The organism is Roseateles sp. 22389 (assembly GCF_052044995.1).
Lineage (GTDB): Bacteria > Pseudomonadota > Gammaproteobacteria > Burkholderiales > Burkholderiaceae_C > Roseateles.
The window spans coordinates 306,662-332,329 of sequence record NZ_JBQEOF010000004.1; the positions used below are offsets into that span (position 1 = coordinate 306,662).

Here is a 25,668-nt window from a genome sequence, read left to right on the forward strand (position 1 = left end):
ACACCATGCTCAAGATCCGGGTCGCCGCCTGCAGCGAACAAGGCGCGCGCGCCAACAATGAAGACGCCATCGTGGCGCACGAGAACGGCCCCGGCTGGTATGCCGTGCTGGCCGACGGCGCCGGCGGCCACCGCAATGGCGCGGAGGCCGCGCGTCGCGCCGTCCACCGGATGCAGACCAGCCTGGGCGACGCCACGCTGCCCTGGCGGCCGGAGCTGCTGACCGGCGCGGTGCTGGCCGCGCACGACGACGTGCGTCGCGGCGTCGAGGGCACCGGCCGCGACCGCATGCACACGACGGTGGTGGCGCTGTGCGTGGATGCGCAGCGCAACTTCGCGCTCTGGACGCACGTGGGCGACTCCCGCCTGTACCGCCTCCGCGACGGCCAGATCGACACGATCACGCAGGACGACAGCGTGGTGCAGATGCTGATCGAGGCCGGGCTGCTGACGCCGGAGCAGGCCGAGGATCACCCGCACAAGAACCACCTCGTGGCCGCGCTGGGCATCGAGGACGAGCTGCATCCCCACACGACCTCGCCGCAGCCGCTGCAGGACGGCGACGTCTTCCTGCTGTGCAGCGACGGCTGGTGGGGCAGCGCGGGCGACACGCTGATCCACGACACGCTGCGCGCGGCCGCCTCGCCGGACGACTGGCTGGCGTCGATGCGCGCGGTGATCGAGGAGCGCGGCTTGCCGGACCAGGACAACTTCAGCGCCATCGCGCTGTGGGTCGGCGAGCCGGCCCTGGCCGTGGCCGCCGAGGCCCCGGCCGACGCGGCCGGCACCGCCACGGACGAGACCGCGGTGGACTCCGGACCCGTCCCGCTGGAAGAGGAAGAAGAGGACGAGTCGACGCGGCGGATGCCGCTCTGAGCGCGGGGCGCGAGCGCGCCGACGCGGGAGTCAGCGCGGGGAAGGCGCGAGACGGTGCTAGGCGCCGCGAGACAGTCGTGGACAGCTGGAGACAGGCGATGAGGACGGTCCGTCAAGTCGACGCCGGCGACCTGAGCGTCGGCCTGTGGGACGAGGGTCCGAGCGACGGGCCGGCGGTCGTGCTGCTGCACGGCTTTCCGTATGACATCCATGCCTACGAGGCGGTGACCGATCGCCTGGTCGAGCGGGGCTGCCGGGCGCTGGTGCCCTTCCTGCGCGGCTACGGCTCGACGCGTTTCCTCGCTGCGGACACCCTGCGGTCCGGCGAGCAGGCGGTGCTCGGCGCCGACCTGCGGGCGCTGATGGACGCGCTGCGGATCGAGTCCGCGGTGCTGGCCGGATACGACTGGGGCGGACGGGCCGCCTGCGTGGTCGCTGCGGCGTGGCCGGAGCGATGCGCCGGGCTGGTGTCCTGCAACGGCTACAACCTGCTGCATCCGCCGGACGCGATGGCGCCGGACGAGCCGGCCAACGAGGCGCGCTACTGGTACCAGTTCTACCTGCATGGCGAGCGCGGCCGGCGCGGCCTGGAGCAGCACCGGCAGGCCATGGCGAAGCTGCTGTGGCAGATGTGGTCACCGCGCTGGCCGTTCACCGAGGCCGACTTCCTTCGCTCGGCGGCGGCCTTCGACAACCCCGATTTCGTCGAGGTGGTCGTGCATTCCTATCGCCACCGCTATGGCCTGGTCCCGGGCGATGCGCGCTTCCTCGAACTGGAGGCGAAGCTGCTGACGCGACCGTTGATCCAGGTCCCGACCATCCTGCTCGACGGCCTGGCGGACGGCGTCGCCGTCGAGCCCGACACGCGCTCGCATGCGCGCCATTTCGCGCGGCTCGTGCGACATGAGCGAGTGGCGGGCGTCGGCCACAACTTCCCGCAGGAATGCCCGTCCGTCTTCGCCGCGGCGGTGATGGACCTCGTCGAGGCGGCTGCGAGGGAGCGACGAGTCTGATCAACGCCCCCTGTGCGGGGCGGGGCGGCCTTTCGGCAATTTGCGGGAGACAGATCAGCCAGGGGCCGATGGAACCTCGGGACGCCGGCGGATAGATTGGCGTTCGACATCACTTCCGCCAAAGGGTTCGCGATGAAGCAGCGCTCTCACCACCGTGCCCCCTCGGCACAGGACCTCCCCGCGGCGCAGGGCGACCGCGTGTCGGTGCGAGCGATGCATGAGCGCAGCCTGATCCAGGCGAGGACGCTGCAGGCCTTTGTCGACCAGTCACCCCGCATGCAGGCGCAGCGTCGGCTCGTCGATGGCGTGCTTGGCGGGGCAGAGAGTGATCGGCCCGTATTGCAAGGCGCCGGAAAGTCTTGGCCGGGTAAGGCGGCTGCGGCGTCACCCGTGGGTGTCGCTCAGTTGGGTAGAACGGACTCGGCCATACCGGACTTCGTTACCAAATTCTTTGAGGACCTCAATACGAGCTACCACGCGTTCAAGCAGGGTAATTGGAGCTTGATTTCGCAGGCTCACGAGGAGGCCCACGGAGCCGCGCCCTCGACCTCGGGGGCGGCGTACACCATCGACGCGATCACAGGCAGGAAGCTGGTCGAGACGCTGACCCGAACCGGTTGGAAGCCTCACGACTCGGAGAGTCGCAAGAGTGCCATCGAGACCTCGGCAGCTTTTTCGAAAGCACGCAGGCAGCAGGGGGCTTCATCGGACCGCGGCGGAGCTCCGCAGCTCACGACGGACGACCAGGGCAAGCCGATTCGAACGATCACTTCCCACAAGGCGCGAAAGAAGCTGCATCAAGACGGAGCGAGCGAGTTCTACTACCTGAAAGGAAACAATGCGCTCTTCAAGGAGGGCCGTCCGGTGAAGGAGACGGACTATCCGATACCGGGCGCGCTCCAGCCCGCCGCGGCAACGATCGTCGATGTGGACTCGGACGAGTCGGAGGAGTCCAGCGAAGAGAGTGAGATCGAGGCGACCCGGCCGGTGCAATCTGGCGAAGGTGGTTCGCCGAAGGACGAGCCCTAGGAGTTCGATCCCTGCCGGCCCGGGTGCCTGCGTGGCCTCTTCCGTCGGGCTTACGGCTGCGACTTGTCCATCGCCGCATTCGACGCATCCACCGGGGTCGGCCCGCTGCCCAGCTCCACGCCGGTGACGGGCTCGCTCAGCGGATCGGACGCGGTGCGGGTGCGCATGGCCTCGCAGTCGCGTTCCTCGTCCGGCGTCAGGCCCACCGACGCCTGGCCGTCGCCGCCGTCGACCGCGCACTGGCGCTCGCGGGCCGACTCGTACAGGAACAGCTTGCTGTCGTTCCACGGGCCGCGCATGTCGCCTTCGCCTTGCGACATGTTGTAGTAGACCGAGGCAAACTCCGGCTTGCCCGGCAGCTTGCCCGGCGGGAAGTTGGGGCTGATCGAATACAGCGCCTTCTCGAACGAGCGCTGGTGGGCGATCTCGCGGGTCATCAGGAAGCCCAGCGCCTCCTTCACGCCGGGGTCGTCGGTCACCGCGATCAGCCGTTCATAGACGATCTTGGCGCGCGCCTCGGCGGCGATGTTGGAGCGCAGGTCGGCGGTCGGCTCGCCGATGCTGTCGATGTAGCCGGCGTTCCAGAGCTGGCCGCCGGAGTTGGTCAGCGCCGGTCCGCCGCCGTACAGCACCTGCGTCACATGCGAGTCGTTGCCGGCGCCCTGCAGCGAGCGGAACAGCTCCGCTTCGGAATCGGTCGCCTCGGCCAGTTGGCCCTTGGCGCCCTTGTTGAGCATCGCGACGATGGTGCCGATGACCTCGAGGTGGCTGAGCTCCTCGGTGGCGATGTCGAGCAGCATGTCCTTGCGGCCCGGGTCGTCCTCGGCCAGCGCCTGGGTGAAGTAGCGGCAGGCGGCGGCGAGCTCGCCTTGCGGGCCGCCGAACTGCTCGAGCATCAGGTTGGCCAGCGCCGGATTGCATTCGCGGACGCGGACGGTGTACTGGAGGCGTTTGTTGTGGGCGAACATGGAATCTCCTTACGGTAGGCGGGGAAGAGGGCAACTTGAAGCGCCGCGTCACGCAGCCCTCGAGCGGGGCCGGCGTGCACGGCGACAAGGTCGATCTGGCAAGGGCCGATCCAGCGCTGCGATGAGGGTCTCGCCGCCACGGTGGGGGCGCGATGGCCGTGGATCGCCGATGGCATCGGGGTTCTCGGCCGCCAGGAAAATTGCGTCACTTCGTTTCCGACGTTCGGAAGGGCATGCGGCAGAACTCACACACTTGTCCAGGCAAGTGTTTTGGGGTCAGGGCTTGCGCCGGTTCGCGCGCCGCGAGGCGCACGCGCGTGCTCTCTCTAGCAGGCCGCGCCCAGGCTCGCTTTTCCGCGACTGACTGGTTCATCTGCCGGTCGTCCACAACCGCCTGCCGCCCCGCAACCTCGATGGCATGGGCTTTGCAATGAAGAGGTCGTTGGCATGTGCCAATGACCCATTGACGGAGACACCACCATGACTCAGCAATCCAACCAAGGTCAGTCGACCCAAGGCCAGCAAGGCGGTTCCGGCTCGCAGCGGGAGCAGAACCAGCAGAACCAAGGTCAGCAAGGCCAGCAGGACCAGAACCGCGAGCAGCAGCGCCAGCAGGGCCAGAACCAGGGTCAGCAAGGCCAGGCCTCCCAAGGCCAGGAGCAGCAGCGCCAACAAGGCCAGCAAGGCCAGCAGCGCGAGGACGGCTCGCAGAACCGTGCCGAGCAGCAGCGCCAGCAAGGCGGCCAGCAGCGCGACGAGGGCGGCCAGCAACGCGACGAGCGTTGAGCATCTGCCAGCGTGGGGGCCGGCCCGCAGGGGTCGGCCCCTTTCCTCTTTCAGCGAAAGGAAATGCCGATGGCCGAAGCCCCGAGCGCCTTCACCGTGGACGACCTCTGCAACGAGCAGCGCATCGAGTCGCTCGACTTGCACCCTGGCGGCCAGCGAGCGGTGTGCGCGCTGAAGTCGGTCCAACGCGCGGACGATGACTACCAGACCCACCTGTGGCTGCTGCCCCTGGACGGTGGGCCATCGAACCGGCTGACCTTCGTGCCGGGCAAGAACACGCGACCGCACTGGTCTCCCGGCGGCGATCGCATCGCTTTCCTCAGCGACCGGCATGGCGGGCCGAAGCAGGTGTACCTGATGCCCGCGGACGGCGGAGAGGCGCGCCAGATCACGCGTTTCGCCGGCACCGTGGTCGACCTGGCGTGGCGGCCGGACGGCCGGCAGCTCGCGCTGGTCTGCGCGGTCAATGTCGATCCGGACCAGCGCGTCGACGGCACGCGGGAGGTCGACCTGCAGCGGCCGATCGCCTCCGCGACGGCGCCGGAAGTGGTCTGGCGCCTGCCCTACAAGATGGACGGCTCCGGTTATGTGCTGGGCGCCCGGCTGCAGGTCGTGCTGCTGGACATCGAGTCGCAGGCGGCGACGCCGCTCACCCGCGGCGATTACGACGTGGGGCATCTGGCCTGGTCGCGCGACGGCCGGCGTCTGGCCTACACCCGGGGACGCGAGGACGAACGCGAGAGCCACTGCACCGATGTCTGGATGCTGGACCTCGACGGCCCCGTGCAGCCGTTTCCCGAAGCGCGGCGGCTCACCACGACGGTGGCCACCGCCTCGTGGCCGGCGTTCTCCCCTGACGGATCGACGATCGCCTTCATGGGCGCCGAGAACGGCGGCGACGCGATCATGCGGCTGTGGGCGGTGGACGTGGCCAGCGGCACAACGCGTCGAGTGGCCGACGAGGATGTCGAGCTCTTCAGCAACGCGCTGTTCTGGGACGCCGATGGCCGCCGGCTGCGCGCAGTGCAGGCCTGGCGCGGCGTCCAGCGCATCGTGTCCATCCAGGTGGACAGCGGCGAAGTCACCCCGCTGGTCGAGCCGCCCGCCGGGCAGGTGAGCGCGATGGCGGTGGGCGAGGTGATCGCCTATGTCGAGGAAGGCATGGACCATCCGATCGAAGCCCACCGCTGCGACCTGGACGGCGGCCAGGCGCGACGCATCAGCGACTTCAACGGCTGGTGGCGGCAGCGGCCTGCGCTCAAGCTCGAGCGTCGCCGCTTCGAGGTGCCGGACGGCGAGGGCGGCACCGAGTCGATCGAGGGCTGGCTGCTCCTGCGCGAGGGCGACGCCTCACCGCGCCGGCTGCTGGTCGACGTGCATGGCGGGCCGGCCAGCTACGTGGCCCTGCAGTTCCCGACGGCACCGTACTGGCAGGTGCTGGCCAGCCAGGGCTGGGCCATCCTGGCGCTCAACGCGGTGGGGTCGGCCAGCTACGGCCGCCGGTTCAGCGAGCGGCTGCGCAAGTGCTGGGGCAAGCTCGACCTGCCGCAATACCGCGCCGCGATCGCCGCGCTGCGGCGCGAGGGCCTGGTGGACGAACGGGTCGCGATCGCCGGCTCGTCCTACGGCGGCTACTTCAGCGCGTATGCCACCGGCAATTGCGAGGACTTCCGCGTCTCGGTGGTCAGCGCGCCGGTGGGCAACCTGGAGACGCACTACGGCACCTCCGACAGCGGCTACTACGCCGACCCCTTCTCGATGGAAGGCAAGCCCGAGGCCAACCGCGAACTGATGATCGAGCTCTCGCCGATGGCGCACATCGGCCGCGGCCGCACGCCGACGCTGTTCCTCCAGGGCAAGGACGACGAGCGTTGCCCGAAATGCCAGTCGGAAGAGATGTTCGTGAAGCTCAAGCGCTCGGGAACGCCGAGCGAGATGGTCCTCTACCCCGGCGGCGACCACCACACGCTGGGCCAGGGCCGACCGTCCCATCGACTCGACGGGCATGCGCGCATCGTCGATTGGCTGAATCGATGGGTCGAGGTTCCGTTGCCGGCGGGCGCGGAACACAAGCGCTGAGCGCTGGTCCCGGCGGCCTGCGCAGGCGCGGCCGGTATCGGCTGCTGTGGCATCAAGGCTGGTGTGATGTCGCTCGCGACTTGCGCGCGTGGCGCTCATGTAGAGCTGGGGTTGCAACTTGGCCGTGATGTCCTGGCTGCCTATCATGCGCATTGCGGCCAACGCCCCTTGCCGGTGAGCCCATCAGCTCAAGCGTCAGTCCCCACTGTTGCGCACCTCGGATGAAAAGCTACACGACCTTGATTGCCGCGCTGACTTCTTATCGAAGTGACATGGATCTCGACAACGTGCAGCGTCGCCACCTGCTCGAGAGAGACATCGCAGATGGCTTTGTTGATCCCGTTCAGCTCGCCACAGAGCTGGCAGCGGCGCTGTCCGACCCGGAGTTGGATTGGGTGGCTTTTGCAAGAAGCCACCTGTTGGTCATCGACTCGTCCGATGGAGCCGAGATAGCCGCCTATGTCGAGTCGATATTTCAAGGCCTGCCCATGAAGTGACGCGCGAGACATTCACACGCCGGCCGGCGGCGGTGCGGCCGGCCAGGCGCACGGCAGGGGGAGTCCTGGCACGATGGTCGATGGCCCTCCATGGCCCCGCCGGCGGCGATCGGGTCGACGAACGCCGGCCCGATCGCCTGGCCGTCCTTCAGCCCGTGGACACCGCAATGCGCCGCGGCTGCGCATGCGCCTGCTTGGGGATCCGCAGCGTCAGCACGCCGTCCTTCATGCCGGCCTCGATGCGGCCCATGTCGAGCTCGCGGCTCAAGGTGAAGGCGCGGCGGAAACGCGGCACGCTCACCTCGGCCCACAGCGGGCGCATGCCGTCAGGCGCGCTGACCGCGGCCTCGCCTTCGATCACCAGCGTCTCGCCATCGAGCCGGACGTCGAGCGCTTCCCGCGGCACGCCCGGCATGTCGGCCAGCAGCGTGATGCCGCCAGCGTCCTCGAAGATCTCGACCGCGGGTTCCGCGACCGCGCGGGGACCGGAGACGGGCTTGCCGGCCGACGTGTTCTGCCCGGTCGAAGCCAGTTCCGCGCGGGCGCCATCGGCGCGGGTCAGTTGGGTGTGGGTGGACATGACAGCTCCTTTCTTCGTGAGATCGTCGTTCACTGGACGTTGATGCGCTGCGGACGGGCGGCTTCGCGCAATCCCACCGTGACGCGCAGCACGCCGTCGCGGTAATGCGCGTCCACGCTGCCGGTGTCGGCATCGTCGGGCAGCGCCACGGCGCGGGTGAAGCGGCCGTGCCAGCGCTCCGCGGCGTAGAGCTGCACGCCGTCGGACGAGTCGCGCGCGGTGGGCTTGCGCTCGCCGGAGATCCGCAGCACGCCGCGCTCGACGGTCACGTCGATGGCTTGCGCGTCCAGGCCGGCGGCGAAGGCGTAAACCTCGATGGAGCGCTCGGTGCGGCCCACGTTGATCGGCGGGAAAGCGCCCGCCGTCGCCGAGCGGATGCTGTCCGCCAGACCGTCCGGCGCGCGCGAACGCGACAGCGCCTGCTGCAGCTGGGTGAGCTGCTCCAGCAGGCCTTGAGGGCGGTGGAACACGGTATCGAACATGAGAGACCTCCTTTCCTGGTCGATGAATCGATGGGGCGATGAAAGGGATGGCGCAGGCGCCGTCCCGTGATGAACCGGTGGTGCGGACGACCGGAGACGCGCGGCCAGGCTCGGCCCGAGGGCGACCCGAGGCGCTGGGTCGGCGGGCTCGCACCGTCGCGGCAAGGCGGGCGCTATCGCCCGTCAGGACGGGACGCGGCCCTGGTCGTGGTTGCCGTCGCGGCGGGGGAGGGCTCGCGCGCGAAGCAGGGGCGCGATGAGCACTTCAGGCGTCGCAGCGTCTCGCGCGCGAGCAGATAGGCCTGGAGATGGGGCGGGCTCATCACGAGCCGCGTCGAGCGCAGCGGGCGCGCGGAGCGCCGGGTCGGCGCCTGGGAGGGGGTGTCGGAGAGCGGCTTGGCCATGATTCAGTTCCTCGTCCGAATCGGTGGATGGCGGGTCGACACAGATTTAGGAATTGGGGCCTCGCGCTTCAAGAGCCGCGCGATTAAGGGAAAACCCTGATCAACCGGTCTTCTTCGTCAGCAGCGCCGCGAACGCTTCCACATAGGGCAGGCCGGGCCCCCAGCGCATGTCGATCTGCTGGCCGGGCTCGGGGTTGGGCGACCACACGGTGCAGCCGGCCAGGCGCTCCATCAGCTCGCCCGCCGCCAGCATCGGCATCGCCGAGGTGAGCAGGCTCGCCGGCGCGGTGTAGGTGACCCACTGCACCGCGTTCTCCGGCGCGGGCAGCGTCGCCGCATGGCTCGCCGGCCAGGGCGGGGCGGCCGCGAGCGCCGCTTCCAGCGAGTCCACCGTGGCGGTGTCGTCCAGCGTGCGCATGGCCGCGTTGGCCAGCACCGTGTACCAGCGGTCCAGGTGGTCCAGCCCGGCGCGGTCGATCGGCGGCTGCGTGCGCGGCTGCGCGATCACCAGCGGGAAATAGCGGCCCACGTTGTCGCAGCTGGCCATCAGCACGCCGAACCACCACTTCATGTCGACCACGCCCGGCGCCCAGGCGAAACGCAGCACCGGCGCCGTCAGGTAGGTGTCGAGCCAGCGGGCGCCCAGCACCTTGGGCAGGTCCTGCATCATCCCGGACAGCCAGGCGTCGCAGTGGCGCACGCAGTGCTGCGGCAGCCGCCGCTGGGCGAAGTCGCCCAGGGCGGCGACCTTGCCGTACCAGCCCGGCACGGTGTCGCCGGACGTGTTCAGGGCTTCGGGCAACGCGCTCATCGTCGGTCTCTCCTGGTGCGCCTCACAGCCCGCCGGGGCAGCGGAACTCGTTGAGCTCCGGCAGCCGGAACGGGTTGCGGACGCTGCTGGCGGTGACCTCGAAGACCGCCTTGCGGCCCTCGATCTCGAAGGTGGCCTTGAATCGCTCGGGCGCGGCGGTCTTCTCGATCTTGACCCGGTCGAACAGGCGGAACAGCGCCCACGGGCCGTCGTTGACCATGCCGGACGAGCCGCTCGTGCTGGCCGGGCTCAACTGCACCCGCACCTGCGAGCTGCCGCGCGGCCCCGGCCACTGCACCGAGGTCGGGATCTGCGGGCCGTGGCTGTAGCGCACGATCTGGCCGTCCACGTCCAGGATGAACTGCTGGATCGAGGTGTCCATCTCGATCGGCTTGAAGTCCAGTCGCAGCGATGGCGTGTTGCTGCCCGGGAAGAAGGTCTCCTTGATCGCCTGCGCGCGCTGGAACTGCGGCAGCGTGCCGCTGTCCGCGCCCAGCGGCGTGCCCTCGACCGCGCGGAACTTCCACGGCCGCGTCGTCGTGTCGACGTAGGGCGCGAGCTTCTGCTGGAAGAGCTGGTCGATCTTGCCGCCCGGCGCGAACAGCATCGCGAAGTCGGCCTGGGTCGCATCGCGCGAGGAATTGCGGTCCAGCGGATAACGGCCGGCCACGGCTTGGTTGCAGAACTCGCCGACCTGCGAGCGCACCTCCATGCCCAGGTTCTGGCGCATCGCGCCCTGCGACACGCGGGCGCTGCTGCTGCCCAGGTCGTCCAGCATCGTGCGCAGCGGCTCGGGGCTCATCGCCGCGGCGGCCTTCAGCCGCGTGGGCACCGGCGAGGGCGGCGGCGCGCTGCCGCCCTTGAGCGCGGAATCGGCCGCGGTCAGCATGATGTTGGCCTCGGCGATCAGGCCCACCGTCTCGTCCAGCGGCGCCTTGCCGCCGCCCGGGGGCGCGGTGACCATGCTGCGCAGGCCGACGAAGCGGTCGTCGACGATGCTCTCGATGCGCGGCGCGTTCGGATCGGCTTGCGCGGGCTGGCCGGGCTTGCCGGAGAACATGCCCGCGACGCGCTCGCGCGTCTGCTGCACCAGGTCGGCGGCGCGGCGCTCGGCGTTCTCGATCGCGTTGCCGGGCTGGGCCAGCGTGGTTTCGCGCGCGGCGGCGCGCAGGAACGGGCCCAGCGGGCTGTCCGGCGCGGACAGCATGCGCGAGCGCTCCACCGACTGCGGCACCGTCGCCATCGGCAGCAGCTTGACGCTGTTGAGGAAGGCCTCCCAGGCCGCGGCGTAGTCGTTCAGGTAGAGCCGGCGCACGTCGTCCACCAGCGGCGCGTTGGCGCGCACCATGGCCTGCGCGTCCTTGGGCGCGGCGGCGACGCCCAGCACCCAGGGCTCCTCGGCGGCCAGCTCGTCGGTCACCTGACCGACGCGCGGCTGGAAACCGCGCAGGTAGGCGTCACGGGTGAAGAAGCCCGGCACGCCCTGCGTCAGCGGCGCGCCGTTGGCGCGGGTGAACAGCAGCGGCGCGTTGTGGCCGCCGGCCCGCGCGACGGTGAAGTCGGGATACTCGGTGCCCAGGCCCTGCGCGCGCAGCCGGTTGTAGATGCGCTGCGGCAGCGGCTGCGTCGCCAGCTGCGTGCGCACCGCCGTCAGCAGCGAGGCATCCTCGGGCAGCGGCGAGGCGATGCCCCCCTGCGACAGCAAGGCATCCAGGTGGGCGCCGAGCGCGGCGCGCTGGTCGGGCGTCAGCTCGCGGCGGGTGCTTTCCCAGTCGCCCTCGATGTGCTGCTTGAGCGCCTGCGCGTCGAAGTGCTGCGGGTCGTGCAGCATCACGTAGGCCTTGAGCGCCTCGTACAGCGTGACCGGCGTCGCGGCGCCCTGGCGCAGCTGTTCCTCGATGCGCAGCACCAGCCGCGGCAGCACCGCGTCGCCCAGCATGCGCTGGTAGGAGGCGCGCGCCGCGCTGTCGATCTTGCGGCCCTGGAACAGGCCCATGCGCATGGACAGCGGTACCTCGTCCTCGACCGCCGCCAGCGCGCGCGTGGCCTGCAGCGCGGGCAGGATCGGCAGCAGGTCGGCCGAGGCGCGGTTGGGCGTGGCCTGCAGCAGCTCGCGGACCTGCTCGGCGCGGGCGCTGGTCTCCTGCAGGTACTTGCGGTTGTTGAAGTAGCTGACCGTCCAGGCGGTCAGCAGGCCCACGCCGACGACCGCGACGGCCGCGTAGCCGGCCAGCGCCAGCGCATTGCGGCGCCGCTCCCAGCCGCGGTGCGTGCCGCCCAGGCCGGCCTCGGCGAAGACGACCTCGCCCAGCAGGCGGTTCAGGAAGTAGCTGCGGCCGCTGGCCTGGTTGGGCGCGAGCACCGCATGCTCGATCTGGTAGCTGCGCGCCACCGAGCCCAGCACGCGGTCGATCGGCGTGCCTTCCTGCGTGCCGCTGACGAAGTAGATGCCGCGCAGCTGCGGCTGCGCCTCGTAGGGCGAGGGCGCGAAGACGCCGTCGGCGTACTCGGCCAGCAGCGCGCGCAGGCTCGCGAACTGGGCCGGGAAACCGTAGATGCGGGCGCGGCGCTGCGGGTCGCGCTCGGCCTGCAGGCGATCGATCAGGCCGTCCTGCAGGCGCTGCTCGAGGGCGTCGAACTCGGCGCCGAAGCCGGCCAGCGGCGAGGCGCTGGCGCGCGGGAAGGTGAAGCCCCAGGGCGCGGCGCGCTGGTCCTTGTCCACCGTGGCGAAGTAGTCCATGAAGCCGGACAGCAGGTCGGCCTTGGTCACCAGCAGGTAGACCGGGAAACGGATGTCCAGGTCCTTCTGCAGCTCCTGCACGCGGGCCCGCACGGTGGCGGCATGCTGGGCGCGCTCGGCCGGACTGCGCGACAGCAGGTCGGTCACCGACACCGTCACCAGCGCGCCGTTGATCGGCTGGCGCGGGCGCGAGCGCCGCAGCATCTGAAGGAAGCCGCTCCAGGTCGCCTTGTCGTTGGTCGGGTCGCTGTCCTGCGTGGTGAAGCGGCCGGCGGTGTCGATCAGCACCGCCCGGTCGGTGAACCACCAGTCGCAGTGGCGGGTACCGCCGACGCCGCGGATCGCGTGGTCGCCCATCTGGTCGGCCAGCGGGAAGTTCAGCCCGCTGTGGCGCAGCGCGGTCGTCTTGCCGGAACCCGGCGCGCCGATGATCAGGTACCAGGGCAGCTCATAGAGATAACGTCCACCGAAGCGCGAGCGCAGCTTCGCGCCGAAGCCGGCCGAGCCCTCGGCGCCGAAGCGCGAGCGCTGCAGCAGCTGCAGCGCCTGGCGGAAGCGCTCGCGCACGGCCAGCATGTCGGCGCTCTCGCGCTCGGTCGTGTCGGCGGCCGGTTGCTGGAGCAACTGGTTGACGACGGCGGTGTTGCCGCGCTTGGCGCGCCAGCGGCTCCAGGCGATGCACAGCGCCACCACCAGCACCAGCACGCCGATGGTGATCCAGCGCGAGCGCGCGGTGTCCAGCGGACGCGCCTCGCCGACGGCGATCAGCGGGCCGACGATCCAGATCAGCAGCGCGACCGCCAGCACCAGCACCGCCAGCAGGACCCAGCGGTTGAAGATCCATCCCAGGACGCGTTTCATCGCGAAGCTCCGCGCGCCGGCGCGTCGGGCGCGCGGCCATTGATCATCAGACTGACCTCGACGCGCCGGTTCAGCGCGCGGTTGGTCGGGGTGTCGTTCGGCGCCACCGGCTCGGCCTCGGCGCGGCCCTCGGCGCGGATGCGCTCGGGGGCGACGCGGCGCGCGATCAGCAGCTCGCGCACGGTGTTGGCGCGTTCCTCGGACAGGTGCCAGTTGGACGGGAAACGGGCGGTGCGGATCGGCGTGTTGTCGCTGTGGCCGGTCACCAGCACCGTGCCCTGGACCTGCGTCAGCGCGTCGGCGATGCGGCCCATCAGCGCTTCGCGCTCCGGGACGATGGTCGCGCTGGCCGGCGCGAACAGGCCGTCGCCGCGGATCGTGACCACGCTGCGGTCGACCTCGTCGCGCACCGCGACCAGGCCGGCCTTGATGTCGGACTGCAGGAACTGCGCCAGGCGCGGCTTGGCCGGCGGCGGCGGTGGCGCGACCACCGGCGGCGAGAGCCGCAGCGACTGGATCTGGCCGAACACCGGATCGGAGCGATCCGCCAGCGAGAGCGTCAGCGTCAGGTACACGCCCACCAGCAGCAGCGCCGTCAGCGCCGCGGTCGCCGCCAGCGGCAGCCAGCCGATGTGGCGGCGCTGCACGGTCGGCTCGACCTGCCAGTGCTGCGCCAGCGCGGCGGGATAGTCGCCGCGCTGCTGCTTCAGGATCTGCGCCAGGCGGTCACGCACCGCCTCCAGCTGCGCGGGGCCGTTGTCGATGACGCGATAGCGGCCGGCGAAGCCCAGCGTCAGCGCGGCGTAGATCAGCTCGAGCAGGTCGCGGTTGGCATCGGGCTTCTCGGCCAGGCGCGCCATCAGCTGGAAGACCTTCTCGCCGCCCCAGGTCTCGTTGTGGAACATCGACAGCAGGCTGTGCCGCGCCCAGACGCCGGAGCCGCCCCAGGGGGTGTCGGCGCAGGCCTCGTCGATCATCGTGCAGAGCACGTAGCGGGTGGCCATGACGCGCTCGGGCGGGATGCCCGCGGCGGCGGCGCGCGCGGCGAAGTCGCGGATGCCCTGGGCTAGGTTGTTGCGCAGCGCGGCCACGTCGTCGACGCGGCGCGTCGTGCGCAGCTGCGGCACCAGCAGCAGCAGCGGGTTGGCCAGCGTCAGCAGCGGGTTGAGTCCGGCGGCCGGCGGGGCGGCGTCGGGCTGGACCGAGTCCGGCGCGGGCGAGGCGCCACGCGGCGCCTGCGCACCGCCGGGGCGGGGCTTGATGAAGGTGCGCTGATCGTCGAAGCCTGCGAACGGATCGTTGAGCGCGGAGGGGTCCATGCCGGCTCCCGGAGGTTGCTTGTCTTGTCGATGGAAGGGCTGAGGAGCGGGGACCAGGCCCGGCATGCCGTCGCGCGGGGCGGCTATTGCCGGATGGCCCAGAGCTCAAGCTCCAGTCCGGGGAAGTCGCCGGCCACGTGCAGCGCCAGGCTGCCGCTGCGCTCGAGCTGTTTCCACAGTTCGCCGCCGCGGTCCAGCTCGAAATAATGGAAGCCCGCATGGAACGGCAGCTGGCGCGGCGCCACCGGCAGCGCGCGCAGGCCGATGCCGGGCAGCTGCAGGTTGACCAGGTCGCGGATGCGGTCCACCGGGCCCAGCTTGGATTGCGCCGGGAAGCGCTGGCGCAGCTGCTCGGCCGAGACCTGCGCATTGACCGCGATGACGAAGCTGGCGCTGCGCAGCAGGTCGGCATCGGGCACGACGGCGGTGCGCACGCCATGGGTGCGCTCGGTCAGGTCGATCTGCAGCGCGTTGCGCTCCAGCACCACGCTGAGCATGCGGCGCAGGTCCTCCAGCAGCGGCGCGAAACTGCCGCGCAGGTCGTCGTGGCGGTACAGCGGATATTCGGGCGCCAGGCGGGTGTCGCTCACGAAGGTGGCCAGATCGCCGGCCAGCTGCAGGCAGTCGCGGTGCAGCAGCTCCGGATGGACATGCGGTGACTCGGCATGCTGGCGGAACAGCGGGTCGGCGCGGTTCAGCGCCTGCAGCATCAGGAAGTCGGCCAGCTCGGACACGCCGTTGCCCAGTTGCCCCATGCGCGAGGACAGCAGCTGCGCGCGCTGGCGCACCAGCCCGTGCAGCAGCGAGGCCATCGCGGACAGGTGGCCGCTGGCGTCGATGCGGGTCTGCGGCGGGATGTAGCTGCGGTCCAGCACCAGTTGCTGGTCGGCGCGGCGCTCGGCGATGCGGGCCACGCCCAGCGCGGCATAGGCATCGTTGAGCTCGCGCGCCGGCAGCAGCCGCAGCGTGAGCGCGCCGGTCTGGACCGGCTCGGGCTCGTCGCCGGCGCTGGTCTGGTCGCGCAGGTCCTGGTCGACGACGTGGTAGCGGTGCAGCTCGCCGGCATCGTGGCCGTTGAAGGCCACCTGGTCGGTGCCCGGGCGCGCGATCGGCGCGGCCAGCACGATCATGTCGCCCTTGAGGTCGGCAGGCACCTCCAGCGGCGCCATCGCGGCGTCCGCCTGCGGGATCTGGAAGGGCGTGCCGTCGGGCAGGATGCCGCTGGCGCGCACGATGCCCAGCCGGCCGACGCTCAGCAGCGCCTCGTCCAGCACCAGCTCGGTGAAGCCCCAGCCATGCGGCGCGAGCGCGCGGGCGCGGCTGTCGACCAGGTGCTCCAGATATCGGGTTTCCTGCTGGAAATGGTGGGGCAGCAGGAACATGCCCTGCGACCAGATGACCTTGCTGTGCCAGCTCACGGCTGCTTGACCGAGGCGCTGACCGACAGCTCGTCGGCCTGGATGAGGACGTCCTGCTTCTTGCCGACCATCACCGGCACCACCGCGCGCCAGCGCGCATGCTCCAGGTCGCGGTAGGCGCCGAAGACGGCAATGAAGCGGGTCTCCGGCGACAGCGTCTTCTTGTTGATGGTCCGGGATTCGCCGGGCTGGAGGGTCATTTCCTCGCGGGCGACCATCTCGGTGCCAAGCTCGGCCTGGTCCTTCTGGTACAGGCTGATGAAATCGGCAGCATTGAAGGCGTTGGTCGACTTCAGCTCATACACCCGCACCAGCAGCGGGGAGGGGCGCTTGTTGACGCTCGGGTTGAGCTGCGGCGACGCTTGGATGCTGCCGCGCACCTCGGTGGGCTTGGGCGAGCTGGAGAAGGGATTGAGCTTGTCGATCGACGAGCAGCCCCCCAGCAGGCCGAGCGCGCCCAGCGCCAGCAGCATTCCTGTGGCGCCCCGGCGAGCGGCGCGCATGTATCCGTGGTGTCCCGAACGAGGCGTGAGCATCTTGGCTGTCCTTCTTGACCGGAGGAAAGGATAGCCAGTGGGGGCGGTTGGGCGTGGTGACTTAGGTAATCGGGGAGGGGCGTGGCCAGGCGCGGGGGGGCGGTGGCGAGGACGCCCCTGCGCAGGTCCGGGCGTTGGCCGCCGAGGCATGGGGCCCCGGCGTCAAGCGCCGGAACCCCACGCCTCACCGTCCCCGACCAGGACCGTACTGCGTCGGTTTTGCGACCGAGGACGTCGGGAGGGGGCTCAGGCGCTGCGGAGGCGGAATTGGCTGACCAGCTTGGCGAGTTGCTGGGCCTGGCCGTTGAGGCTCTCGGCGGCGGCGGCGCTCTGCTCGACCAAAGCGGCATTCTGCTGGGTCACCTGGTCGAGGTGGGAGACAGCGCCGCCGACCTGCTGGATGCCGCCGTTCTGTTCCTGCGTTGCTGCGGAAATCTCCCGGATCAAGGTGTCGACTTGGCCGACCTGGGCGACCACCCGCTGCATGACCTCGCCGGCCCCCTCGGCCTGGCGGGCGCCCGTGTCGACACGGTCGACGCTGGCCTGGATCAGGCCCTTGATCTCGCGGGCGGCGCCGGCCGAGCGCTGCGCCAGCGCACGCACCTCGGAAGCGACGACGGCGAAGCCGCGCCCCTGCTCGCCGGCCCGGGCCGCCTCGACCGCCGCATTCAGCGCCAGGATGTTGGTCTGGAAGGCAATCGAGTCGATGACGCCAATGATGTCCTCGATGCGCCGCGAAGCATCGCTGATGCCCTGCATCGTCCGGACCAGCTCGCCGACAGCCTGGCCACCCTCGCTGGCCGCGCCGGAGGCATCCGCCGCCATGCGGCTGGCCTCGCCGGCCGAGGCCGCGCTCTGCGACACCGAACTGGTCAGCTGCTCCATCGAGGCGGCCGTCTGCTGCAGGCTGCTGGCCTGGCTTTCGGTGCGGGTGCTCAGGTCGGCATTGCCCTGGGCGATCTCGCGCGATCCGGTGGCGATGCTCTCGCTGCTGTCGCGTACCTGGCCGACCAGCGTCCCCAACTGACCGACCATTCGCGCCATGGCCCGCAGGAGATCGGCGGGCTCGTCGCGGCCCTCGGCGTGGATGTCGACGGTCAGGTCGCCGGCGGCCACGTCCTCGGTGGCCTTGACCGCCTCGGCGATCGGCGAGGTGATGGAGCGCGTCACCTGCCAGGCCAGCGCGATGCCCACCGCCAGCGCGGCGCCGACGACCAGCAGCGTGATCAGGCGGCCGTGGTCGTAGGACTCGGCGGCGGCCCGGGCGGCCCGGTCGCCGCCGGCGCGGTTGAAGTCGATGTCCTTGGCGATCGCGGCCGACACGGCGACGAACAGCGTCGTGGTGCGCCCGGTCGCCAGTTGACGGGCGTTCGCGTGCTCGGCCTCGCCGGCGGCAGCCGCGCGCAGCAGCTCGGCGTCGGCCGCCAGATAGGCCGTCCAGGCCGCCCGGATGTCCTGGTAGAGGGCGCGTTCGGTCTCGCCGGTGATGCTGGTTTCGTAGGCCTTGGCGGCCTCGTCGAACGCGCGCAGTGCGCTTTCACGCTCGCGGCCGCTGGCGGCGCGGGTGGTCTCGTCGGTGACCAGCGCGGCCCGCAGCGACTGGCGGCGGGCGAGGTTGGCGGCATCGTGCATCGCGCCCAGCCGGGTGACGCTGGGCAGCCAGTTGCCGTTCAGGTCCTGGACGTTCTCGTTGATCCGGGCCATCTGCAGGGTCCCGAACCAAGCGCTGAAACAGAGCAGGGCGAGGATCGCCGCAAAGGCCAGCGCCAGCCGCCTGCCGATCCGGAAATTACGAAGCAAGGCCATGGGAAGCTCCCGGAAACATTGCCTGGAATTTCCCTGGCGGGGCAGGCCGGATGCCCGGGTGGTGGCCAGGCATGCTCGCTTCCCCTGGGCTGACAACGTTGTCATGGTGTCGTATGCTCCGCGCCCACAAGAAGGAGACAAGTCGATGAGCGCAGATCTTTCCCGGATCACCGGGGGCGGCACGCCGTCCGGGCCGGCCCTGGCGGAAGCGGCACCGGGCGACGATCCGGGCGCGGCGGCCCCCGCGCGGCCGGCCCGCCATCCGCTGACCTGGGTGCCGTCGCTCTATCTGGCGATGGGGTTGCCGAACGTGCTGGTCGGCGCGGTGGCGGCGATCCTCTACAAGAACCTGGGCGTGTCCAACGAGGACATCGCGCTCTACACCTCGCAGATGTACCTGCCCTGGGTGCTCAAGCCGCTGTGGTCGCCCCTGCTGGAACCCTACCGGACCAAGCGCTGGTGGGTGATCACGATGCAGTTCCTGATGATGGCGTCGCTGGGCGCGGTCGCGTTCTGCCTGCCGCTGGACGGCTTCTTCCGCGCTTCGCTGGCCTTCTTCTGGATCACCGGTTTCGCCTCCGCGACGCAGGACATCGTGGCCGACGGCGTGTTCATGACCACCATGCCGCCCCGCGAGCAGGCCAGTTACGCCGGCCTGCAGGGCATGTGCTGGAACCTGGGCGCGGTGGTGGCCTCGGGGCTGCTGGTGTCGCTGACCGGCTGGCTGCACGCGTCGCTGCACTGGACCTGGGTGCAGTGCTGGATGGCCGTGATGCTGGGGGCGGCGGCGATGATGGGCGGCTTCGGGCTGTGGCACCTGCGGGTGCTGCCGCCGGGCGCGCCGGCCGCGGTCCATGGCCAGGACCTGGGCAGCGCGATGTTGTCGCTGCGGCAGTCCTGGGCCACGCTGTTCCAGAAGCCGTCGATCTGGATGATGCTGGCGGTGGTCTTCTTCTACCGCTTCGGCGAGGGCTTCATCGAGAAGTTCGGCCCGCTGTTCCTGCTCGATCCGCGCAGCGCCGGCGGCCTCGGCCTGGACAACGGCGCGCTGGGGCACATCTACGGCACGGCGGGGACGGTGGCCTTCATCGCGGGCGCCTTCCTGGGCGGTTTCATCGCCGCGAAGATGACGCTGCGGCGGTCCTTCCTGCTGCTGGCGATCTCGCTCAACCTGCCGCACCTGACCTATTACTACCTGAGCCACGCGATGCCGACCGACCTGTGGTGGATCGGCGCCGTGGTCGCGATCGAGAAGTTCGGCTTCGGCATGGGCTCCGTCGGCCACATGCTGTACATGATGCAGCAGATCGCGCCGGGGCCCTTCAAGATGACCCACTACGCGATGGCCACCGGCGTGATGGCGATGACCAAGTGGGCCACCGGCAGCGTCAGCGGCTGGCTGTTCGCCGGGGTCGGCCAGCACTACGCGAGCTTCTTCGGCTGGGTGCTGGTGTTCTCGATCCCGCCGATCGTGCTGGCCTGGTTCGCGCCGTTCCCGATCCGGGCCGGACACGACGGCGAGGCCGAAGCCACGCCGGGTGGCGGGCACTGATCCTTCAAGGCCGCCTCACGGGCGGCCCACTCCGGGCTCATTGCCGGCCGAGCGTGTCCAGCGGGATCTTCAGGTAGCGTACGCCGTTGTCCTCGGCCGGCGGCAGGTGGCCGGCGCGGATGTTGACCTGGATCGACGGCAGGATCAGCGTCGGCACCTCGAGCCGCGCGTCGCGGCCCTGGCGCAGCGCGACGAAGGCCGCCTCGCTCACGCCGTCGTGGACATGCAGGTTGGCGCGGCGCTGCTCCGCCACCGTGGTTTCCCAGGCCGGCGCGCGGCCCTCGGGCGGATAGTCGTGGCAGACGAACAGCCGCGTCGCCGGCGGTAGCGCCAGCAGCCGCTGGATCGAGCGGTAGAGCGTCGCCGCGTCGCCGCCGGGGAAATCGGCGCGCGCGGTGCCGACGTCCGGCATGAACAGCGTGTCGCCGACGAAGACGGCGTCCCCGATGCGATAGGCGACACAGGCTGGCGTGTGGCCCGGGACGCTGATCGCCTCGGCCTCGAGGCCGCCGATGCGGAAGGTCTCGCCGTCACGGAACAGGTGGTCGAACTGGCGGCCGTCGGGCAGGAAGTCGCGCTCCAGGTTGTAGAGCTTGCGGAAGACCGCCTGCACCTCGCGGATGTGCTCGCCGATGGCGATGCGGCCGCCGACCCGCGCCTGCAGGTGGCGCGCGGCGGAGAGGTGATCGGCATGGGCGTGGGTCTCGAGGATCCACTGCACGGTGAGGCCGGCCTGGGCGACATGCGCCAGCAGGCGGTCGGCCTGCGTGGTGGCGGTGCGGCCGGACTTGAGGTCGAAATCCAGCACCGGGTCGACGATGGCGGCCTGCCGGGTCGCGGGATCCGTCAGCACGTAGCTGACGGTGCCGGTCTGGGGATCGTGGAAGGCCTGGATCGACAGGCCGGAGGAGGCGTGGCTCATGGCCGGGGCGCTCGCGGCTGGTGGGGGTGCCGGGCACTATACCGAGCGCCGGGCGCCGAGCGCTGCGCAGTGGACCGGCGGTCCGCCCCGGACCGGCGCCGGGGTGGCGCGTCGACGGCCCGGGGCGAGGCGGCTCAGGAGCCGCCGGTGGGGCGCCTGCGCGTGCCGCCGCCGCTGGTGATGGCGGTGCACTGCAGCGGATGGCGGACCTCGTGGGCCATGCCGCCGAGCAGGAAGAGCAGGGCGAGGACCAGGCGCTTCATGGCGGGTTTCCCGGCGTCGCGCTCAGACCAGCTCCAGGCCGACGTTCATGTTGCCGCGCGTCATCTTGGAGTAGGGGCAGGTCTCGTGGGCGCGCTTGATGAGGTCGTAGGCCTGGTTGCGCGGCAGGCCGGGCACGTGGATGCGCAGCCGGCCGCTCAGGAAGTAGCCGTCGGCGCCGCGGTTGAGGTCGACGATGGCTTCGACGTCGGTCTCCGCGGGCAGGCGCACGCCCATCGCCTGGGCGGCCAAGCCCATCGCGCCGATGAAGCAGGCGGACCAGCCGACGCCGAACAGCTGTTCCGGGTTGGTGCCGGGGCGCGACGATCCGGGCGTGCCGAGCTGCACGTCGAGGCGGCCGTCGTCGGACTGGCCGCGGCCCTCGCGGCCGCCGGTGGTGCGGGTGTGGGCGGTGTAGAGAACCTGGACGTGATCGGTGGTCGTGGACATGGCGGACTCCTTTGAAGGCTTGAAGGCAGCGTCGTCTGCTGCGTGGTCCGCATTGCATCGGGGCGATGTATCGCCGGTGTGTGACTGCCGCGGCGAATTGGCGCGGCGCGTGTCGCGGCGGGTGCTGGACACAGTGGCATACAAACCGGCGTCGGTGACCGCGTGTGACGGTGACGTGGAGGTGGCGTGAAGGCAGGTGCGCCCAACGCCAAGTCGTTGTGCCGACTTGCGTGATCGCGGGTTTTCTTAAGCATTCCCTAACCCGGCCGGCGCACCTTACGTCCCAGGGCAACACGTTGTTTGACGCAATCGGCCCGACCCGCTCCGCGGCCCACGGCGACGCCTTGCAGAAGACGCCACCGGCGCGGAGCCCGCCGGACCGCAGGAGAAGCACATGAGCAAGTCCACCCCGATCCTCGCCATGGTGGCCGCCTTCGCGGCGGCGTCGGCCCAGGCCGCGACCGATCCCGACGACATGGCGCGCCGATCGGAGCGACGCGCGATGGTCCAGCAGCAACTGCGCGCGGTGCAGGTCGAGCTCTACTGCGACCACCAGGACAACGCGATGCATCTGCTGCGCGACGCCCGTCGCCAGTTGATGGCGCAGCGCCTGCCGGTCAGCGCCCCCGAGCTGCGTCAGCTGGAGAAGGTCAGCTGGCTGGTCCGCCACGGCGACACCGTCGAGGCGATCGCCACGATCGACGCCGCCCGCGGCGACCTCGCCTGAGCGCAAGCTCATCGGCCCTCGATTCATTTCCCCATCAGTCAGCCGTCGACCGGTCGGGCAGCGCCCCGACCGGCGACGGCTGACCTCCTTCGGTTTCAATTCGAGCCTGGCCGACTTTCGTGGGGGCGCCGACCCGGCGCCGCCGGCATGTGGAAAGACACTAGCCGGCACCGCATGTCCGCGCGCTAGCATCGCGCGCCATGCGGATCCTCCTGGTCGAAGACGAGAAGCCCCTGGCCGACTGGCTGGTGAAGGCGCTCGGGCAGAACGATTTCGTCGTCGACTGGGTCGACGACGGCCGGCTCGTGCTGGGCCAGCTCGGCGCGACCCGCTACGACGCGATGATCCTGGACCTCGGCCTGCCGGGACTGGGCGGCCACGAAGTCCTGGCCCGCCTGCGCGACGCCGATTCCCGCGTGCCGGTGCTGGTGCTGACCGCCCGCGACTCGCTGATGGAGCGCGTCAGCACGCTGCATGAGGGCGCCGACGACTTCCTTGCCAAGCCCTTCGAGATCCAGGAGCTCGAGGCCCGCCTGGTCGCGCTGATCCGCCGCTCGCGCGGGCGCGACCAGCCGCGCTTCGCCTGCGGGCCGCTGGTCTACGACGCCGCCTCCAAGCTGTTCACCCTGGACCGCGAACCGCTGCCGCTGTCCCCCCGCGAGCACGCGGTGCTGCGCACGCTGATCCAGCACAGCGGCGAGCCGATGTCCAAGCAGGAAATCCTCGAGCGCCTGTTCTCCGACGAGCAGGACGTGCGGCCCGAGGCCGTCGAGGTGCTCGTGCACCGGCTGCGCCGCCGGATCGAATCCGGCAAGGTGCGCATCACCACGCTGCGCGGCCTGGGCTACGTGCTGGAAGCCTCATGACGGCGCCGGCGTCGGGCGCGCGCCGGCTCGCCCGCCTGATGCCGCTGCTGCCGTCGCTGCCGGCCCGCTGGCACCGCTTCAGCGTCCGTCGCACGCTGCTGGCGCTGGTGCTGCCCGTCATGCTGGCCGCCGTCGGCGTCGAACTGGCGCTGACCTGGGGCACCGCGCTGCAGGCCGCGAACTCGGCCTACGACCGCTCGCTGCTCGGCGCCATCAAGGCGATCGAGAACAACGTGTCGACCGAGACCGGCGGCTTGTCGGTGGAGATGCCGTATCGCCTGCTGGAGTTCTTCGAGCTGACCGCCAGCGGCCAGGTGTATTTCCGCGTCAGCACCGAGGACGGCCTGGTCGAGATCGGCAACGCCGGGCTGCCGTTGCCGGCGCAGCCGCTCAAGAGCGGCGTGCCGCGCTTCATCGATGCCGAATACTTCGGCGAGCCGGTGCGCGTCGGCGCCTGGGCGCGCGAGCTCGATCCGGAGCGGCCCGGCCGCCGCATGATCATCCAGGTGGCGGAGAGCACGAACTCGCGCAACGCGTTCTCCCGCGCGCTGCTGATCCAGGCGATGTGGCGCGACCTGCTGACGGTGTCCGTCGTCGCCGGCACGCTGGCGCTGGTGATCGGCTGGGCGCTGCGCCCGCTGGACCGCCTGCGGCGCGAGGTCGAGGCGCGGGCCGACGACGACCTGTCGCCGGTCGACGAAACCCAGGTGCCCGCCGACGCGGCGCCGCTGGTGCGCGCGATCAACCACCATCTGGCCCGGCAGCGGGAGCTGATCGACGGCCGCCGGCGTTTCGTCGACGACGCCTCGCACCAGCTGCGCACGCCGCTGGCGACGCTTGCGACCATGGTCGGTTATGCGCGGCGCGAGCACGATCCGGCGCGCATCGCCGAGGCGCTGGAAGCGCTCAAGGGCCAGATCGACGACACGGTGCGCCGCACCAACCAGATGCTGGCGCTGGCCCGCGCCGACACCGCGCCGGTGGTGATGGCACCGCTGGCGCTGGACCGCCTGGCCGACCGCTGCGCGCGCGAGTCCTGGCCGCTGGCCCGCGAGCAGGGCATCGACCTGGGTTTCGACTGCGGCCAGGCCGACATCGTCGTGCTCGGCCACGAGGGCCAGTTGCGCGAGGCGCTGCTGAACCTGCTGCACAACGCGCTGCGCTACACGCCGCGCGGCGGGCAGGTGACGCTGCAGGTCGGCATCGCGGGCCCGATGGCGGTGATCCGCGTCGTCGACGACGGCCCCGGCATTCCCGCCGACGAGCGGCCGCGCGCCGGCGAGCGCTTCTTCCGCGGCAGCAACGTCGACCTGCCGGGCTCGGGCCTGGGCTTGGCGATCGTGCGGGCGATCGTCCGGCGGCACCTGGGCGACATGGACGTCAGCGCCGCGCGCCTGGACGCCGACGGCCTGGAGCGGGGGACCACCGTGACGCTGCGGCTTCCGCTGTCGCCGGCATCGGAAATTCCTGAACCGCTGAAAGCCGGCTGAAAGCGCCGCTTTCCTAGAGTCCGCTGCAAGCAGGTGGCGGGCGACCGCGCGAGCCTGCCGGCGATTCGCGATTCCCGCGAGCCCGGCGGCTGACGGCGACCCAGATCACCGCAGGAGACAAGATGCGATCGACCCCGATGTTGCAGGCGGGCCGGCGTTGGGCGGGCGCGCTGCTGATGGCCGCCGCCCTGGCGGCCGGGACCGGCCTGATGGCGCCGGCGGCTCATGCCGCGCCGCCCGCGTTGCCGGTGGGCGACGCCGCGCCGGAATGCATCGCCCCGGCCAAGCCCGGCGGTGGCTTCGACCAGAGCTGCAAGCTCGCCCAGGCGGCGTTCCAGCAGGCCGGGCTGACGAAGACGCCGATGCGCATCACCTACCTGCCGGGCGGCGTCGGCGCGATCGCCTTCGACCAGATCGTCACCCGCCGTCCCGCGGAACCGCAGACGCTGGTCGCCTTCTCCAGCGGCTCGCTGCTCAACCTTTCCAACGGCCGTTTCGGCAAGCGCAGCATCGACGACGTGCGCTGGGTCGCCGCCGTCGGCATCGACTACGGCGTGGTGCTGGTGGGACGCCAGGCGCCCTGGAAGACGCTGCCGGACCTGCTGGCCGCGCTCAAGGCCGACCCGGGACGCATCAGCTTCGCCGCCGGCGGCACCATCGGCAGCCAGGACTGGGTGAAGTCCGCCCTCGTCGCCGGGGCGGCGGGCGTCGATCACAAGTCCATGCGCTTCGTCGCCTTCGAGGGCGGCGGCGAGGCCAGCGCCGCGCTCAAGGGCGGGCACGTGCAGGTCTACATGGGCGACGCGTCCGAGGTCTTCGACAAGCTCGCGCCCGGCGGTCCCTTCCGGGTGCTGGCGGTGCTGGCCGAGCAGCGCCTGCCCGGGCCGCTGGCCGGCGTACCGACGGCGCGGGAGCAGGGCGTGGACATCGTCTGGCCCGCGATCCGCGGCTTCTACGTCGGCCCGCAGGTGCCGGACGGCGCGGTCGCGGCCTGGACGGCCAGCTTCGACCAGCTGATGGCCACGCCGGCCTTCCAGGAACTCCGCGCGCAACACGGGCTGTTCCCGCTGGCGCTGACCGGCCCGGCGCTGCGCGCCTTCATCGACCGCCAGAACCGCCAGTACGGCGAGCTGGCGACCCGCTTCGGCCTGCGGCGCTGAGCGACCCGGGTGCCTGCCGACCCCTTGCCTTTCCCG

23 protein-coding genes are annotated in these 25,668 nt (G+C 70.9%); 11 read left to right on the forward strand and 12 right to left on the reverse strand.

From position 1 onward, the window contains the following. Positions 1–5: 5 nt before the first annotated feature. From ACTJKJ_RS08215 to ACTJKJ_RS08225, 3 genes are all read left to right on the forward strand, one after another. Positions 6–875, forward strand: coding sequence for a PP2C family protein-serine/threonine phosphatase (locus ACTJKJ_RS08215; RefSeq protein WP_440820114.1), 870 nt, complete (start codon positions 6–8; stop codon positions 873–875). 98 nt (positions 876–973) lie between these two features. Beyond that, entirely contained in the window at positions 974–1,888 is a 915-nt protein-coding gene (locus tag ACTJKJ_RS08220) for an alpha/beta fold hydrolase (RefSeq protein WP_440820115.1), read from the forward strand. A 96-nt stretch (positions 1,889–1,984) separates the two neighbouring features. Then, positions 1,985–2,917 carry a hypothetical protein gene (locus ACTJKJ_RS08225; RefSeq protein ID WP_440820116.1) on the forward strand — a complete coding sequence of 311 codons (933 nt, stop codon included), beginning with the start codon at positions 1,985–1,987 and terminating at the stop codon, positions 2,915–2,917. Positions 2,918–2,967: 50 nt separating this feature from the next. On the opposite strand, the gene ACTJKJ_RS08230 is transcribed toward ACTJKJ_RS08225, so the two are convergent. Continuing rightward, positions 2,968–3,885 (reverse strand): manganese catalase family protein, encoded by a 918-nt coding sequence (locus tag ACTJKJ_RS08230; RefSeq protein ID WP_440820117.1) that lies wholly within the window; start codon positions 3,883–3,885, stop codon positions 2,968–2,970. Positions 3,886–4,365: 480 nt separating this feature from the next. Between ACTJKJ_RS08230 and ACTJKJ_RS08235 the strand changes: the two genes are divergently transcribed. From ACTJKJ_RS08235 to ACTJKJ_RS08245, 3 genes are all read left to right on the forward strand, one after another. Beyond that, positions 4,366–4,671 (forward strand): hypothetical protein, encoded by a 306-nt coding sequence (locus ACTJKJ_RS08235; protein ID WP_440820118.1) that lies wholly within the window; start codon positions 4,366–4,368, stop codon positions 4,669–4,671. Positions 4,672–4,740: 69 nt separating this feature from the next. Continuing rightward, complete coding sequence (locus ACTJKJ_RS08240) at positions 4,741–6,750, forward strand: S9 family peptidase (RefSeq protein ID WP_440820119.1); 2,010 nt, start codon at positions 4,741–4,743, stop codon at positions 6,748–6,750. A gap of 221 nt (positions 6,751–6,971) precedes the next feature. Further along, positions 6,972–7,247: a hypothetical protein gene (locus ACTJKJ_RS08245; protein WP_297382629.1), complete on the forward strand. Its 276-nt coding sequence runs from the start codon at positions 6,972–6,974 to the stop codon at positions 7,245–7,247. A 148-nt stretch (positions 7,248–7,395) separates the two neighbouring features. Here ACTJKJ_RS08245 and ACTJKJ_RS08250 read toward each other — a convergent pair whose 3' ends face one another. From ACTJKJ_RS08250 to ACTJKJ_RS08285, 8 genes are all read right to left on the reverse strand, one after another. After that, positions 7,396–7,827 (reverse strand): Hsp20/alpha crystallin family protein, encoded by a 432-nt coding sequence (locus tag ACTJKJ_RS08250; protein WP_440820120.1) that lies wholly within the window; start codon positions 7,825–7,827, stop codon positions 7,396–7,398. A gap of 29 nt (positions 7,828–7,856) precedes the next feature. After that, positions 7,857–8,309, reverse strand: a complete 453-nt coding sequence (locus ACTJKJ_RS08255) for an Hsp20/alpha crystallin family protein (RefSeq protein ID WP_091724487.1) — start codon at positions 8,307–8,309, stop codon at positions 7,857–7,859. A 504-nt stretch (positions 8,310–8,813) separates the two neighbouring features. Then, positions 8,814–9,524: a type VI secretion system-associated protein TagF gene (gene tagF / locus ACTJKJ_RS08260; protein ID WP_091724489.1), complete on the reverse strand. Its 711-nt coding sequence runs from the start codon at positions 9,522–9,524 to the stop codon at positions 8,814–8,816. Between the two features lie 22 nt (positions 9,525–9,546). Continuing rightward, complete coding sequence (tssM, locus tag ACTJKJ_RS08265) at positions 9,547–13,125, reverse strand: type VI secretion system membrane subunit TssM (protein ID WP_440820121.1); 3,579 nt, start codon at positions 13,123–13,125, stop codon at positions 9,547–9,549. Continuing rightward, complete coding sequence (locus tag ACTJKJ_RS08270) at positions 13,122–14,444, reverse strand: DotU family type VI secretion system protein (RefSeq protein WP_091724491.1); 1,323 nt, start codon at positions 14,442–14,444, stop codon at positions 13,122–13,124. Before ACTJKJ_RS08270 ends, tssM begins: the two co-directional genes overlap by 4 nt. Before the next feature lie 83 nt (positions 14,445–14,527). Beyond that, positions 14,528–15,862 (reverse strand): type VI secretion system baseplate subunit TssK, encoded by a 1,335-nt coding sequence (gene tssK / locus ACTJKJ_RS08275; protein WP_440820122.1) that lies wholly within the window; start codon positions 15,860–15,862, stop codon positions 14,528–14,530. Then, complete coding sequence (gene tssJ / locus ACTJKJ_RS08280) at positions 15,859–16,335, reverse strand: type VI secretion system lipoprotein TssJ (protein ID WP_183479361.1); 477 nt, start codon at positions 16,333–16,335, stop codon at positions 15,859–15,861. Before tssJ ends, tssK begins: the two co-directional genes overlap by 4 nt. A gap of 309 nt (positions 16,336–16,644) precedes the next feature. Further along, positions 16,645–18,204 carry a methyl-accepting chemotaxis protein gene (locus tag ACTJKJ_RS08285; protein ID WP_440820123.1) on the reverse strand — a complete coding sequence of 520 codons (1,560 nt, stop codon included), beginning with the start codon at positions 18,202–18,204 and terminating at the stop codon, positions 16,645–16,647. A 145-nt stretch (positions 18,205–18,349) separates the two neighbouring features. Here ACTJKJ_RS08285 and ACTJKJ_RS08290 point away from each other — a divergent pair, with 145 nt between their 5' ends. Beyond that, positions 18,350–19,756: an MFS transporter gene (locus tag ACTJKJ_RS08290; protein WP_440820124.1), complete on the forward strand. Its 1,407-nt coding sequence runs from the start codon at positions 18,350–18,352 to the stop codon at positions 19,754–19,756. Positions 19,757–19,793: 37 nt separating this feature from the next. Here the strand turns inward: ACTJKJ_RS08290 and ACTJKJ_RS08295 are convergent, their stop codons facing one another. From ACTJKJ_RS08295 to ACTJKJ_RS08305, 3 genes are all read right to left on the reverse strand, one after another. Beyond that, positions 19,794–20,678, reverse strand: a complete 885-nt coding sequence (locus tag ACTJKJ_RS08295; protein WP_091724495.1) for an MBL fold metallo-hydrolase — start codon at positions 20,676–20,678, stop codon at positions 19,794–19,796. 134 nt (positions 20,679–20,812) lie between these two features. After that, positions 20,813–20,941: a hypothetical protein gene (locus ACTJKJ_RS08300; RefSeq protein WP_255489496.1), complete on the reverse strand. Its 129-nt coding sequence runs from the start codon at positions 20,939–20,941 to the stop codon at positions 20,813–20,815. Positions 20,942–20,963: 22 nt separating this feature from the next. Then, positions 20,964–21,389, reverse strand: a complete 426-nt coding sequence (locus tag ACTJKJ_RS08305) for an organic hydroperoxide resistance protein (RefSeq protein ID WP_091724496.1) — start codon at positions 21,387–21,389, stop codon at positions 20,964–20,966. A gap of 394 nt (positions 21,390–21,783) precedes the next feature. On the opposite strand from ACTJKJ_RS08305, the gene ACTJKJ_RS08310 reads away from it, so the two are divergent. The 4 genes from ACTJKJ_RS08310 (at position 21,784) to ACTJKJ_RS08325 (ending at position 25,632) form a co-directional block, all read left to right on the forward strand. Further along, positions 21,784–22,116 carry a hypothetical protein gene (locus tag ACTJKJ_RS08310; protein ID WP_091724497.1) on the forward strand — a complete coding sequence of 111 codons (333 nt, stop codon included), beginning with the start codon at positions 21,784–21,786 and terminating at the stop codon, positions 22,114–22,116. Positions 22,117–22,316: 200 nt separating this feature from the next. After that, positions 22,317–22,982 (forward strand): response regulator, encoded by a 666-nt coding sequence (locus ACTJKJ_RS08315; RefSeq protein ID WP_091724499.1) that lies wholly within the window; start codon positions 22,317–22,319, stop codon positions 22,980–22,982. Next, positions 22,979–24,472: a sensor histidine kinase gene (locus ACTJKJ_RS08320; protein WP_440820125.1), complete on the forward strand. Its 1,494-nt coding sequence runs from the start codon at positions 22,979–22,981 to the stop codon at positions 24,470–24,472. Before ACTJKJ_RS08315 ends, ACTJKJ_RS08320 begins: the two co-directional genes overlap by 4 nt. Before the next feature lie 122 nt (positions 24,473–24,594). Beyond that, a complete protein-coding gene (locus ACTJKJ_RS08325; RefSeq protein WP_440820126.1) occupies positions 24,595–25,632 on the forward strand; it encodes a tripartite tricarboxylate transporter substrate binding protein in 1,038 nt (345 codons plus the stop codon). Positions 25,633–25,668 lie beyond the last annotated feature (36 nt).